The following is a 13,413-nucleotide window of genomic DNA, read 5'->3' as shown; positions in this document are numbered from 1 at the left end:
CTCAGTGCGCGGTCCAGCCGCCGTCGAGGACGAGCGAGGTGCCGGTGATGAACGAGGCGTGCGGGGCGCAGAGGTAGGCGACGGCTTCGGCGACCTCTGCCGGTTCGATGAGCCGCTTGAGCGCGGAGTCCTTCAGCAGGACGTCGGCCAGGACGCGCTCGGGCGGGACGCCGTGGGCTTCCGCCTGGTCCGCGATCTGTGCTTCGACCAGGGGCGTGCGTACATAGCCGGGGTTGACGCAGTTGGAGGTGACACCGTGGGGTGCGCCTTCGAGGGCGGCGGTTTTGGACAGGCCCTCCAGGCCGTGTTTGGCGGCCACATAGGCGGACTTGTAGGCGGAGGCGCGCAGCCCGTGGACGGAGGAGAGGTTGACGATACGGCCCCACCGTTGCGCGTACATGTGCGGCAACGCGCCCCTGATCAGCCGGAAGGGTGCCTCCAGCATCACGGTGAGGACGGTGTGGAAGACGTCCGGAGGGAACTCCTCGATGGGCCGCACGCATTGCAGTCCGGCGTTGTTGACCAGGATGTCGGTGCCGGCCGCCAGCTGCTCGGCGGCGTCGAGGTCGGTCAGGTCGAGTACGTGGGGTTCGACCGCCCCGGCCAGTGCGGGCGCCGCTTCTGCCAGGGCGTCCAGTCCCGGGACGTCCCGGTCGACGGCCCTGACCTTCGCCCCGGCGGCCGCGAGCCGCAGCGCGCAGGCGCGGCCGATGCCGCTCGCCGCGCCGGTGACGAGGGCGGTGCGGCCGCCGAGGTCGAGGGGGGTGACGGTGGGGTGGGGTGCGGTCATGCTCCGCACCCTAGGGAGCACGGAGCCCATGACCGATGTGGCGTGGACCCACACTTCGCCCTAGTCAGGCGTGGTGGAGAACCATGTGGGGCCGTCGCTGAGGGCCTGCTTGATCCGGAACCGGTCGCTCTCGCGCAGCGGCGGCAGTGCGTCCACCGGGAACCAGCCCACCTCCAGCGACTCCTCGTCGTTGACGCGTGCCTCCCCGCCGACGGCCCGGCAGCGGAAACAGGTGTCCATGTACTGGCACTGGTCGCCGTTGAGGTACGTGACCGTCGGCAGTGTCTCCACGAGGACCACGCGCTCGACGACGCACTCCACGGCCGTCTCCTCGTGCACCTCCCGGACGGCGGTGACGGCCGGCTGCTCCCCCGGCTCCGGGATCCCGCCGATGATCGTCCACTTGCCGGTGTCGGCGCGTCTGACCAGGAGGACCCGCCCCTCGTCGTCGAGGACCACGGCGCTGACGCCCGGCAGGAACAGCAGCTGGTGTCCCGCGGTGGCCCGTACGGCCCGGATGAAGTCAGGAGTTGCCATGCCCCGACCCTAGGTCCTGGTCCTCCGGCGGCGTGCGACGGCGCCGAACGCCGCCCGGCCGAGGCCCGCGGCGGCGAGCGCCACGAGCGCCGCCTCGGGCAGCGTGCCCATGCGGGTCGCCGGTGTCAGCGAGGAGCGCAGCGGAACCTCCGCGACCAGGGCGTCGGGGGTGAACATCCGGGATTCCCGCACGATGGTGCCGTCCGGCCGGATGATCGCGCTGACGCCGCTGGTGACGGGTACGACGACGGAACGGCTGTGCTCGACGGCCCGCACCCGGTCCATGGCGAGCTGCTGGTAGGTCATCTCGCTGCGCCCGAAGGTGGCGTTGTTGCTCGGTACGGAGATCAGCCGGGCGCCGTGCGTGACGGTGCCGCGTACGGCCCAGTCGAAGGCCGCCTCGTAACAGGTCGCGAGCCCGACGCGGGTGCCGGCGAGGTCGAAGACGCCCACCTTGTCGCCCGGTCCGAAGTCGCGGCTGACCCGGTCGACGTTCTTGTTGAAGACGCGGACGACGGATCGCATCGGGATGTACTCGCCGAACGGCTGGACGTGCCGCTTGTCGTACGTCGCGACAGGCCCGCGCTCCGGGTCCCACTGGATCAGGGTGTTGCGCAGCGTGCCGGTCTCGGGAGTGAGGACGGCACCGATGACGGTCGGTACGCCGATGGCTCTGACCGCCTCGTCGATGACGCCCCGGGCGTCGTCGTTGCGGTACGGGTCGAGGTCGGAGGAGTTCTCCGGCCACAGGACGAAGTCCGGCTTGGCGACCTTGCCCGCCGCGACGTCGTCGGCGAGTTGCTCGGTGCGGTCGGCGTGGTTGTCGAGGACGGCTCGGCGCTGTGCGTTGAAGTCCAGGCCGAGGCGCGGCACGTTGCCCTGGATGGCGGCGACGGTCGCGGTGCCGTCCTCCGCGGCGTCGGAGACGAGCGGCTGGGCGGCGAGGGCCGCCGTGACCGGTACGAAGAGGGAGAGGGCGGCTGCGGCGAGGGGGCCGCGCGGGAGGGCGCCGGTCGCCCTGTACGTACGGAGAACCCGTACCACCTCGTACAGGCCGAAGCCGCACAGGGCGACGGCGAAGCCGAGCACGGGCGTGCCGCCCACCGCCACGAGCGGCAGGAACAGGCCGTCCGGCTGGCCGAAGGCGATCTTGCCCCAGGGGAACCCGCCGAAGGGCACGCGCGCGCGTGCCGCCTCTCCCACGATCCATGCGGCGGCGGCGAACACCGGCCATGCGGGGAGCCGCGACACGGCCGCGACGAGGAGGCAGGCGGCCGCGATGAAGAGTGCCTCGACGGCGGCGAGCGCCAGCCACGGCCCCGCCCCGACCTCCTCACCGGTCCACGCCAGGAGGGGCAGGAGGAAGCCGAGGCCGGCGAGGTAACCGAGGCCGAAGCCCGCCCTCAGCCGTCGGCCGCGCAGGGTCCACCCGAGCAGGGCGAAGCCGGGCACGGCGAGCCACCACAGGGGGCGGGGCGGGAAGCTCAGGTACAACAGGGCCCCGGACAGCACTGCTGCCGCCGGTCGCATCAACCGCCACGGCAACCGGGCCCGCCGCTTCTCGGACGCGGGGGGTGGGACATCGACGGCGGTCATGGTGGCGCTCACGTGCGGAGTCTACGGCGACCTCCGGTGCGAACGGCAGCGCGGGCGGCAGCGCGGGCGGCAACGGGGCCCTGGTGGTTCGGGTACGCCCGGACACCGGTCGGCCCGGCTCGTCGTCGGCGACGGAGGGGGGCGACGGCGGGGGCCGGCGCCGGGGCGGTGGCTACGGGGACGGTCACGGTGGGCCCGGCAAGGGCACGCCGTCCGGGCCGGGGTCCTCCGTGTCCGTCAGGACGGCCCACTCCCCTGTGGCGGCCGGGCGCCGCTGGAGGCGGAGGAGGTGGCGGATGACATGGACGGCCGTTTCGGCGCCGTCCACGGTGACCGTGAAGCTCCGCCCGTCGCGCAAGGTGAGCACCACGCCCTCGCCTCGGCGGACGACGACCGCCGTGCCCTTGTCGGGCAGCCACCGGTAGCCCCAGCCGCCCCACTGGCGCGGGGTGACCAAGGGGGCGTGTTCGGCACCCACCACGGTGTCGAGTGGGATGCGCCTGCGCGGCACGCCCATGTGGCCGCACCGCACGTCGAGGGCGTGCCGGTCCACCGTGAGCTCGACGTACACGAAGGCGAGCGTCCCGAAGAGCACCAGCAGCCCCGCCGCGACGCAGCCGACCACCGCCATCAGCAGGGCGGCGGTGCCGGAGGTCCACGGCAGGTCCACGGCCAGTTCGACGCCGAGGGCCACACAGGCCGCTCCGGTGGCGGCGAGCACCCACTGGACGCGGTTGGTGGCTCGTCCGGTCCACCTGTCGGGCACCGGCTCTGCGGGAGGTCGCCCGTCGCGGGGGTGGTCGGAGTGGTCCCTCATGAGTAGCAGCGTACTCACGTTCCGCAATCAGGGCCCGCTCGCGCGGAGGCGGACCGCCGGCTCAGTGCGTGGGCGCCGCCGCGCCGAGAAGGCGGCCTTCCGCGTACGTGAGGGCGGCTTCCGGGAGCTCCGCCTCGCGGCCGCTGAGCAGCACGGTGAGGGCCGTGACGGGGGTCGCGGCGCGGGCCGCGGCGGGTTCCGGCAGGGCGCCGACGCGGCGCAGCGCCTGGGCGGCGACCGCGTCGGCCGAGCCGTGCAGTGCCACGGGCGGCCGGCCGGCGGGCTGTACGGCCGTCCGGATGCGCTCGGCGACCAGTTCGTAATGGGTGCAGCCCAGGACGACGGCCCTGACATCGGTGGGGGTGAGCGCGGCGGCCGCGGCGATGGCCCGGTCGATGGCGTCCTCGTCGGCGTACTGGACCGCGTCGGCGAGACCGGGGCAGGGCACCTCCGTGACCTCGACGGAGCCGGCGAAGTCCCGGATGAGCCCGCGCTGGTAGGGGCTGCCCGTGGTGGCGGGGGTGGCCCAGATGGCGACGGGCCCGCCGCCGGCCGCGGCCGGTTTGATCGCCGGGACGGTCCCGATCACGGGGATCGCCGGCTCCAGCTCGGCGCGGAGCGTCGGCAGGGTGTGCACGGAGGCGGTGTTGCAGGCCACGATCAGCGCGTCGGGCCGGTGCGCGGCGGCCGCGCGGGCCACGGCGAGGGCGCGTGTGGTGAGGTCGGCGGTCGTGCGGGGGCCCCAGGGCATGCCGTCGGGGTCGGAGGAGAGGACGAGAGCCGCGTCCGGCCGCAGCCGGCGCACCGCGGCGGCCGCCGCCAGGAGGCCGATTCCGGAGTCCATGAGCGCGATCTTCACCCGGTCACCCTAGCCGACACCCCTTGCCGTCCCGCCATTGTGGGGCAGACTGCGACGAATGAGCGCCATTGCGTGGATCGCCCTGGGGTCGATGGCCGCCTGGGTGTGGCTGCTGCTGGGGCAGGGTTTCTTCTGGCGTACGGATCAGCGCCTGCCGCGCCGCGCGGAGCCGGCCTCGTGGCCGTCGGTCGCCGTGGTGGTGCCGGCCAGGAACGAGGCGGAGGTGCTGCCGCTGAGCCTGCCGTCGCTGCTGGCGCAGGACTATCCCGGACCGGTGGAGATCTTCCTGGTGGACGACGGCAGCGACGACGGTACGGGAGACCTCGCACGCGCCCTGTCCGTACGGCACGGAGGGCCGCCGCTGACGGTGGCGTCGCCAGGGGCGCCGGAGCCCGGCTGGACGGGGAAGCTGTGGGCGCTGCGGCACGGAATCGGGCTGGCACGCGCGCGTGGAGAGCGGGAAGGGCCGGGCGGCCCGGAGTATCTGCTGCTGACGGACGCGGACATCGCACACGAGCCGGACAGTCTGCGGGAACTGGTCGCCGCGGCCACCACGAACGGCCTCGACCTGGTCTCGCAGATGGCGCGGCTGCGGGTGGCGACCGCCTGGGAGCGACTGGTCGTTCCCGCGTTCGTGTACTTCTTCGCCACGCTGTACCCGTTCCGCCGGGTCAACACGGCGGGTGCCCGGACGGCGGCCGCCGCGGGCGGGTGCGTGCTGCTGCGTACGGAGATGGCCGGCCGGGCGCGTGTTCCGGAGGCGATCCGTCAGGCGGTGATCGACGACGTGTCGCTGGCGCGGGCGGTCCGGCGAGCCGGTGGCCGGATCTGGCTGGGGCTCGCCGACCGGGTGGACAGCGTCCGCCCCTATCCCCGGCTGGTGGATCTGTGGCGGATGGTGGCGCGCAGCGCGTACGCCCAGTTGTGGCACAACCCGCTGCTCCTGGCGGGAACGGTGGCCGGGCTGGGGGTGGTGTACCTGGCGCCGCCCGCCGCGCTGGGCGCGGGCCTGTTCACGGGGGACGCCCCGGCCGGTGTGCTGGGTGCGGTGGCGTGGGCGGTGATGACGGGGACGTACATCCCGATGCTCCGCTACTACCGGCAGTCGCTGTGGCAGGCGCTTCTGCTGCCGTTGTCGGCGTCCCTCTATGTGTGCATGACGGTCGATTCGGCGGTGCGGCACTACCGGGGCCGTGGGGCGGCCTGGAAGGGCCGTACCTACCCGCGTCCGGAGGTCGCGCCCGACAGGTGACGGGTGGTCAGGTACGGTCGCACGGTCCGGCGCCGGATCGAGGAGGCCGGCGCCTCAGCGCACTTTTCCCGGCACACGGAGTAACGTCGGCGCAATTCGGCGGTGAGGGCGGGTGAACACCGCGCACGTCCAGCGGAACATTGATCCTCTTTAAGCATGGACATGCCGATCCTCATCACCCGCGGAGCGCCCGGGGATTTATGTATACGCCACCCTTGCGGACGTGCTTCGACGGGCACGGGGACCTGCCGGTAACCCCCCGTCAGCCTGGCCTTTACACGGACGGTGACCGTTTTTCCCGGGTTCGCTCGTATTGGCGATCCGCGGCCACTCATACCGCGTAAAACAACCTGCTTATCAGCCTCCCCAACCAGCACATCGTGGGCTTAACTTATGTGCCATGACCTCCCCCCGTTCCTACGGCGGCGCTTACTACCACGCGCCGTCGTTCCCGGACACCCCGATCTACGACTCTCTCGTCGCGGAACGGGGCACGCCTCAGATCGCGCCGATCCGAGTGCCCGCCGCGTACGACACCGGCAGCTCCTACCTGCCGGCGCTCCCCGCGGCTCTCCCCGCCCTCCCAGCGGCTCCCTCCCAGCCCATGCCCTCCTATGGCGGCGGCTCGTACGGCTATCCCCAACAGGCGGCCCCGCAGCCTGCCCCGCTGCAGCACATGCCGGCGCCGTACATCCCGCAGCAGCCGACCGCCGCCCGCGGCGGCTATCCGGGCCCGCAGCCCCCGTATCAGTCGCGGCCGGTTCCGACCGGGTACGAGGCGATGCGCCCGGCGGCGCCGCGTCCCGTTCCGGCGCCCGCGCCCTCCCCGTACGACGACCCGTACAACCGCCCCTACCAGGGCGGGGGGTACTGACCCTTCCCCAGGGACGTCATGCCTGCTGGCAGGATGAGGTCATGCCCACTCCTGCCCTGCACTCGCTGTACGTCCGTCCGGTCAAGTCGCTCGGGGGGCCCTCACCCGTCGAGGCGGCGGTCGAGCCATGGGGGCTCGCCGGGGACCGCCGCTGGATGCTCATCGACACCACGGCGAAGGTGGTCACCCAACGTCAGCTTCCGAGGCTGGCGTTGGCCTTCGCCGAGCAGTTGCCGGACGGCGGGGTACGGCTGTCCGCGCCGGGCATGGAGCCGCTGTCCGTCGCCGTGCCCGAGCCGTCGGTCACCATCGCGGCGGAGATCTTCCGGTCGAAGGTGGAGGCGGTACCGGCCGGGGCGGCCGCGGACGCATGGTTCACCGCTCACCTGGGCCACGACGTACGGCTGGTGCACCTGGACGACCCGGCCCGCCGCCGCCCCATCAACCCGAAGTACGCGCGGCCCGGGGAGACCGTCAACTTCGCCGACGGCTACCCCCTGCTCGTCACCACCGTCTCCTCGCTGGACGCCCTGAACTCGCTCATCGCCGAGGGCGACCACCCCGAGGAGGGCCCGCTGCCCATGGACCGCTTCCGGCCCACCGTCGTCGTCGAGGGCACCGCCCCCTGGGACGAGGACCGCTGGACCCGTCTCGCGATCGGCGGGGTCACCTTCCGCGTCGCCAAGCCGTGTGCCCGCTGTGTCGTGACGACCACCGACCAGACGACCGCCCGGCGCGGCAAGGAACCGCTGCGCACCCTGGCACGGCACCGCCTCATCGGCAAGAAGATGATCTTCGGCCAGAATCTGATCCCCGAGCACACCGGCACCCTCCGGGTCGGTGACCCCGTGGAGATCCTCGGCTAAACCCGTCCGCAGTCCGGGACCGTCCGCCACCAGGCCCGTCCGCGGCCGGACCGGTCCGACCCCCGGTCTGTCGCATAGGCCGTGCCGTCCCGGGAACCCGGGAGCTCGGCAGGTGCGTTGACGGACACGAAAGGGGGTGCGGGCCTGTGCGTGCGGTCGTCGGACTCTGGCGCTGGCGGCACAATCCCCTGCGCCGGGACACCGATCTCGCCGAGGCATGGGTGGCGCTCGTCGCCCTGCTGCTGATGTGTGTGGCCGCCCCGGTCACCGGCTGGATCTGCGGCACGCTGACCAACGCCTCGCTCCAGCAGTCGGTGCGGCTCCAGCAGGAGCAGCGCCACCCCGTCACGGCCCAGGTGCTGGGCCACGACGAGGGGGCCCGGACGGCGGCACGCGACGCCGAGGGGGCCACCGACCACCAGATGCGCAGGTCGGTGCCGGCCCGGTGGACCGCGCCCGACGGCATACGGCACACCGGGACGCTGACCACCGCGCCGCTCGGCGCCGGCCCGGGCGACACCGTCCGGATCTGGACCGACGACCGGGGCCGGCCGGTCGAGCGCCCCATGACCGAGGAGACCGCGCGGGAGCAGGCCGTGCTGGCGGGCATCGGCACCATGCTCCTGGCCGCCGGGCTCGTCGAGGGAGTCAGGCGGGTCGTCGTATGGCAGCTGGTGCGACGGCGGTACGCGCGGCTGGACCGGGCGTGGGCGCAGGCCGGTTCCGACTGGGGCCGGACGGGCGCGGGCAGTTGACCGGTCGGCGCCACCACGGTGGCCGACCGGTCAACTCGCCCCCGCCGCGCGCGCTACGGTGGTGCGATCGTCGGGAAAGACGCGCGGCGCACGAGGTGGGGGCAGAGCAGCACCATGGCACAGGGCACGGTCCAGGTGACGCACACCGGCACATCGCGGTGGCGGCGCCGCACGGGCGAGTACGCCTCCCTCGCCGCGGCCCTGGAGGCCGCCGGTGACGGCGATGTCCTGACCATCTCCCCCGGTACGTACCGGGAGAATCTGGTCCTCCACCGCGCCATCACCCTGCGGGGCACGGAGGGCGCGGTCGGTTCGGTGCGGATCGCCCCCGCCGACGGCGTGCCGCTGACCGTGCGCGCCTCGGCGACCGTCCAGGACCTGCACGTGGAGGGCCAGGACACGTCGGCGCCCGCGCTGCTGATCGAGGACGGCACCCCGGAGCTGCTGGACCTGCGGATCGTGACCCGCTCGGCGGCCGGCGTGGAGGTACGGGGGGCGGCGCGGCCCACCGTGCGGCGCTGCACGGTCGACAATCCGGCCGGGGTCGGGATCGGCGTACTGGACGGCGCGGGCGGCGTGTTCGAGGAGTGCGAGGTGGTCTCGGCGGGGCAGGCGGGCATCTCGGTGCGCGGTGGCGCGCACCCGCGCCTGGAGCGGTGCCGGGTCCATCACGCCTCGGGCGCGGGGCTGTCGGTGACCGGCGAGGGCAGCGGCCTGGAGGCGATCGGCTGCGAGGTGTACGAGATCAAGGGCAGTGGCGTCCAGGTCGCCTCCCGGGCCGCCGCGCACCTCACGGACTCGTCCGTGCACCGGACGACGGCGGACGGGATCACCCTCGACACGGACGCCGTGCTGACCCTCTCCGACTGCGACATCCACGACATCCCGGAGAACGCGGTCGATCTGCGCTCGCGTTCCGTGCTGACGCTGACCCGCTCGACGGTACGGCGGTTCGGCCGCAACGGACTGTCCGTGTGGGACCCGGGCACGCGCGTGGACGCCAACCAGTGCGAGATCCACGACAGTACGGGTGACTATCCGGCGGTCTGGGTCAGTGACGGCGCGACGGCCGTCCTGGACTCCTGCCGGGTCCACGACGTGCCCGACGCGCTGTTCGTGCTCGACCGCGGCTCGCGCGCCGACGTGGTGGACAGTGACCTCTCCCAGGTGCGGAACACGGCGGTGTCGGTCAGCGACGGTGCCACCGCGCAGCTCGACGACTGCCGCATCCGGGAGGCGTCCACCGGCGCCTGGTTCCGTGACCATGGCAGCGGCGGCACCCTCAACGGCTGCACCATCGACTCCGTACAGACCGGGGTCATCGTCACCAAGGGCGCCGATCCGGTGATCGAACGGTGCACGGTCACCTCCCCCGCCGAGGCGGGGTTCTATGTGTCGGCGGAGGGCCGTGGCACATTCCACGGCTGCCGGGTGACGGGCAGCGGCGGGTACGGCTTCCACGTCATGGACGGCTGCCGGACCACGCTGAGGCGGTGCCGTACGGAGCGGTGTACGCGCGGTGGGTACGAGTTCGGGGAGGAGGGGCCCGTCGTCGAGGACTGCACCGGCGACGAGAGCGGGGTCCTCACCGCACGGGCCACCACCACGGTTCCCGCCACGACCGGGTCGGCCGGCGGGCTGCTCGGTACGGTGCCCTCCCGCGCCCCGGCCCAGGTGCTGTCCCCGGCCCCGCCCCAGGTACCGGCACAGAGCCCGGCGGTGGCCGTACCGGAGCCTCCCGTACGCAGCTCCCAGGACGTGCTCGGCGAACTCGACGCCCTGGTGGGCCTCGACAGCGTCAAGCGCGAGGTGCGCACCCTCACCAACATGATCGAGGTCGGAAGGCGGCGCCAGGAGGCCGGTCTCAAGGCCGCCTCCGTCCGCCGCCATCTGGTCTTCACCGGCTCCCCCGGCACCGGAAAGACCACCGTCGCCCGGCTGTACGGCGAGATCCTGGCGTCCCTGGGGGTGCTGGAGCGCGGGCATCTCGTCGAGGTGTCGCGCGTGGACCTGGTCGGCGAGCACATCGGCTCCACCGCCATCCGCACCCAGGAGGCGTTCGACCGGGCGCGGGGCGGAGTGCTGTTCATCGACGAGGCGTACGCCCTGTCCCCCGAGGACTCGGGGCGGGACTTCGGGCGTGAGGCGATCGACACGCTGGTGAAGCTGATGGAGGACCACCGGGAGGCGGTCGTGGTGATCGTCGCCGGGTACACGGCCGAGATGGAGCGGTTCCTGACCGTGAACCCCGGGGTCGCGTCCCGCTTCTCACGGAAGATCACCTTCAACGACTACGTACCCGACGAGCTGCTGCGGATCGTGGAGCAGCAGGCGGAGGAGCACGAGTACCGGCTCGCCGAGGGGACGGCCGAGGCGCTGCTGAAGTACTTCACGGAGCTGCCCAAGGGCCCCGCGTTCGGCAACGGCCGTACCGCCCGCCAGACGTTCGAGTCGATGGTCGAGCGGCACGCGGGCCGGGTCGCCGGGCTCACCGAGATGAGCACCGACGACCTGACCCTCCTCTACCCGGAGGACCTGCCCGAGCTGTCCTGAGTGTTGTCACCTCGTTGCGGGGGGACCGGCAGCGGCAGGGCGGGCGGGAGCCGGTCGAGCAGTACGGTGCGTTCCTTGGCGAAGACCGGGTCGGCCTGGTAGTCGCCGTGCCCCAGGATCGGTTCGGGCAGCGGGTGTTCATGGGTGCGGCCGTAGACCACCGGGTCGCGCAGCGCCTTGTGGTCGACTTCCGGCTTGTCCCCTTCGGCGGGGAGGTTCACCGGGCCGCCTATCGGGTCGGTGCGGCGCCACAGGTTGCGCCAGCAGTGCAGTTCCCGGTGGAGGGCGGCCAGTGGCCGGGGGCCGAAGTAGGCGGGGAACCAGCGCCCGTACAGCCGCTCCAGGGGCGAGCCGTAGGTGAGCAGCGCGACCCGGCGGCGGGTGCCGGCCGGGAGCTGCCAGACGGCGGCCGCGGCCAGCACGCTGCCCTGCGAGTGGCCGGAGATGACCAGGCGCCCGCCCGTACGGCCGGTCCAGGACGACATGCGCCAGGCCAGGTCCGGCACGGCCCGCTCGGCGTAGCAGGGCGGCGCGAAGGGGTGGGCGGCGCGCGGCCAGAACGTACCGACGTCCCAGAGGATGCCGATGGTGCGGCGGGCGGAGGCGTCCTTGTAGGCGCGGCGGCCCCAGGTGACGAACAGTATGAAACCGAAGCCGATCAGCCAGGACCCGAGCGCCTGTGCCGACTCGGCCGCACCCTCCACGAAGGGGTGCCCTCCCGTGAAGGCCTTGCCGGGCACCGTTTCGCTCACCCACGCCCCGACGAGGGCGCCCGCGCCCAGCAGGAGGGTGGCGCCGGAGACGATGCCGACGATGACGGGCGCGGCGTCCGTGAGGGCGGCACGCGCGCGCGTGGCGGCGATGCGCCGGGTACGGACGGGGTCGGGCTTCTCGCCCTCGTACTCGGCCTCCACGACGGGTGCCAGGCGGCGGGCGGCGAGCGCGGTACGGACGGCGAGGACGGCGGCCGGGACCAGGAGCAGGAGCAGCAGGACGGGGATGACGGAGGCCTGCCAGCTGAGCAGTACGGGCGGCCCGATGGGGTCCTCGCCGGTGCCGGGCGTGGCCGGGCCGTCGAGCCAGTCGGCGACGCGCTGCGCGACACCGCCGCTCATGACGCCGCCGAGCGCGCACGCGAGCATGGCGGTGGCGGGTCCGCCGAGGCCGTACAGGACGGTACGGGTGTGCGGGGCGCGGCGGTACAGCCGCCGGGCCACGACGGTGAGGGTGAGGACGAGGACGCCCTGCGCAAGGGTGATCACGCTGAAGGTGGCGTCCCCGGGGAGGGTGCCGGTGGAGCGCCAGCCGGGGCGGGACCAGGCTGCGTACAGCGCCGCGAGGACGAGCAGGGCGATGGAGGCGCCGGGCAGCCAGGTGACGACGGTTCGGTCGAGCCGGTTGTCGAGCCGCTTCTCGCTGCGGCCCCGGCGGCACACCACCCAGGTCACGACGACCGCGCCGAGGAACAGGGCGCCCTCCAGGGCCCAGCCGAGCGCCTCCCGGGCCGGGCCGGCCGCTTCCCGGTCGTACCGTGCCGCGGCCCCGCCGACCGCGGCGGCGACGGTGAGGAACCCGGCGGCGGTGTGCGCGGAGCGCAGCCGGGCGACGAGGCGGCGGCCGTACCAGAACCCGGGCCGGCCGAGCGCGGGCCGCAGCTGCCGGTCGGGCCCGCCGTCGCCGTCCAGGCCGTCCCGGGGCGGGCGCTGGGCCTCGTACGCGCTCCAGGTGCGGTTGGACAAGTACCACAGGAGCCCCACCAGGGCGGCGGGGACGAGGGCGGCGAGCGCGAGCCGGCGGCCGGGCTGGGACCACCAGCCGCCCTGGGCGGCCGACATGAAGCCGAGCCAGGACCGTTCCTCGGCGCAGCGGGCGGACCCGGCGCACTGCCAGGCCGTCAGGTCCAGGGCGACCTCGCAGGCGGCGGCCGTGAGCAGCACGGTCAGGCTCAGGGCGACGAGCCGCACCAGCACGCCGTAGAGCCGGACGGCGGCGGCCTGCCGCTCGGCGGGCGGGCGCATCCAGTGGGCCAGGTTCACCACCATGAACGGCAGGAGCAGCAGCCATAAGGCGCGGGAGCCGTTGCCGGAGGTGAGGTTGCACCAGCAGTACGCCTCCGGGACCGGCCGCCCGTCGGCGAACCGCTCCGGTTCCTCCTCGGCGTGCTGGTCGACGGTGCGCCGGTAGATCGCCGCCGTCTCGTCGCCGGTGATCCGTACGGTACGGGGATCGTCGAGCATCAGCTCGGGTGTGGTGCCGCCGACGCCGTGGACGAGCAGTTCCAGCGCGGCGCCGGGGCGGGTGGGCTCCGGGGTGGCAGGGGGCACGGGTGGGGCTCCCTCTCAGGATGGGGTTCGCGTTGCGGGGAGGTGCGCGTGACCGGGCGTGACCGGACGTGACAAGAATCGTCGACCGGGGCGGTTGATGGCAGGGGTCTCACGGAATCTCCCCCGGTCTGTCGCCGACGGGGCCGTGGCAGGATGATGACCCTTGGCCAGCGGTGTTGACGATAGGGAA

Annotated in this window: 11 protein-coding genes; 5 read left to right on the top strand and 6 right to left on the bottom strand. The window is 73.4% G+C overall.

Going from position 1 to position 13,413, the window contains the following annotated elements; translation table 11 throughout:
* Window position 1 precedes the first annotated feature (1 nt).
* From AMK26_RS18360 to AMK26_RS18340, 5 genes are all read right to left on the bottom strand, one after another.
* On the bottom strand, window positions 2–790 hold the full coding sequence (locus AMK26_RS18360; protein WP_073755779.1) for a 3-hydroxybutyrate dehydrogenase: 789 nt from the start codon (window positions 788–790) through the stop codon (window positions 2–4).
* A gap of 60 nt (window positions 791–850) precedes the next feature.
* Complete coding sequence (locus AMK26_RS18355; RefSeq protein ID WP_073755778.1) at window positions 851–1,327, bottom strand: NUDIX hydrolase; 477 nt, start codon at window positions 1,325–1,327, stop codon at window positions 851–853.
* 9 nt (window positions 1,328–1,336) lie between these two features.
* Entirely contained in the window at window positions 1,337–2,935 is a 1,599-nt protein-coding gene (lnt, locus tag AMK26_RS18350) for an apolipoprotein N-acyltransferase (RefSeq protein WP_073755777.1), read from the bottom strand.
* 172 nt (window positions 2,936–3,107) lie between these two features.
* On the bottom strand, window positions 3,108–3,740 hold the full coding sequence (locus tag AMK26_RS18345) for a hypothetical protein (RefSeq protein WP_241837953.1): 633 nt from the start codon (window positions 3,738–3,740) through the stop codon (window positions 3,108–3,110).
* Between the two features lie 61 nt (window positions 3,741–3,801).
* Window positions 3,802–4,599, bottom strand: a complete 798-nt coding sequence (locus tag AMK26_RS18340; RefSeq protein ID WP_073755776.1) for a glutamate racemase — start codon at window positions 4,597–4,599, stop codon at window positions 3,802–3,804.
* A gap of 58 nt (window positions 4,600–4,657) precedes the next feature.
* Between AMK26_RS18340 and AMK26_RS18335 the strand changes: the two genes are divergently transcribed.
* The 5 genes from AMK26_RS18335 (at window position 4,658) to AMK26_RS18315 (ending at window position 10,899) form a co-directional block, all read left to right on the top strand.
* Window positions 4,658–5,851: a glycosyltransferase gene (locus AMK26_RS18335; protein ID WP_073755775.1), complete on the top strand. Its 1,194-nt coding sequence runs from the start codon at window positions 4,658–4,660 to the stop codon at window positions 5,849–5,851.
* A 400-nt stretch (window positions 5,852–6,251) separates the two neighbouring features.
* A complete protein-coding gene (locus AMK26_RS18330; RefSeq protein ID WP_073755774.1) occupies window positions 6,252–6,725 on the top strand; it encodes a DUF6643 family protein in 474 nt (157 codons plus the stop codon).
* A gap of 41 nt (window positions 6,726–6,766) precedes the next feature.
* Window positions 6,767–7,591 (top strand): MOSC domain-containing protein, encoded by an 825-nt coding sequence (locus AMK26_RS18325; RefSeq protein ID WP_073755773.1) that lies wholly within the window; start codon window positions 6,767–6,769, stop codon window positions 7,589–7,591.
* Between the two features lie 146 nt (window positions 7,592–7,737).
* Window positions 7,738–8,346 carry an Rv1733c family protein gene (locus AMK26_RS18320; protein ID WP_073755772.1) on the top strand — a complete coding sequence of 203 codons (609 nt, stop codon included), beginning with the start codon at window positions 7,738–7,740 and terminating at the stop codon, window positions 8,344–8,346.
* Window positions 8,347–8,460: 114 nt separating this feature from the next.
* On the top strand, window positions 8,461–10,899 hold the full coding sequence (locus AMK26_RS18315) for a right-handed parallel beta-helix repeat-containing protein (protein ID WP_073755771.1): 2,439 nt from the start codon (window positions 8,461–8,463) through the stop codon (window positions 10,897–10,899).
* Here the strand turns inward: AMK26_RS18315 and AMK26_RS18310 are convergent.
* Window positions 10,869–13,223, bottom strand: coding sequence for a hypothetical protein (locus AMK26_RS18310; RefSeq protein WP_073755770.1), 2,355 nt, complete (start codon window positions 13,221–13,223; stop codon window positions 10,869–10,871). The two genes, AMK26_RS18315 and AMK26_RS18310, sit on opposite strands and share 31 nt — an antisense overlap.
* Window positions 13,224–13,413: the final 190 nt, after the last annotated feature.

Origin of the sequence: Streptomyces sp. CB03234, from assembly GCF_001905885.1 — a bacterium.
Lineage (GTDB): Bacteria > Actinomycetota > Actinomycetes > Streptomycetales > Streptomycetaceae > Streptomyces.
Note: the sequence above shows the minus strand (reverse complement) of the source record. Positions and strands in the feature narration are given on the sequence as shown.

Coding starts and splice junctions, on each gene's coding strand:
- AMK26_RS18325 (WP_073755773.1), top strand. CDS start 6,767: ATGCCCACTCCTGCCCTGCACTCGCTGTACGTCCGTCCGGTCAAGTCG.
- AMK26_RS18345 (WP_241837953.1), bottom strand. CDS start 3,740: ATGAGGGACCACTCCGACCACCCCCGCGACGGGCGACCTCCCGCAGAG.
- AMK26_RS18335 (WP_073755775.1), top strand. CDS start 4,658: ATGAGCGCCATTGCGTGGATCGCCCTGGGGTCGATGGCCGCCTGGGTG.
- AMK26_RS18315 (WP_073755771.1), top strand. CDS start 8,461: ATGGCACAGGGCACGGTCCAGGTGACGCACACCGGCACATCGCGGTGG.
- AMK26_RS18355 (WP_073755778.1), bottom strand. CDS start 1,327: ATGGCAACTCCTGACTTCATCCGGGCCGTACGGGCCACCGCGGGACAC.
- AMK26_RS18360 (WP_073755779.1), bottom strand. CDS start 790: ATGACCGCACCCCACCCCACCGTCACCCCCCTCGACCTCGGCGGCCGC.
- AMK26_RS18330 (WP_073755774.1), top strand. CDS start 6,252: ATGACCTCCCCCCGTTCCTACGGCGGCGCTTACTACCACGCGCCGTCG.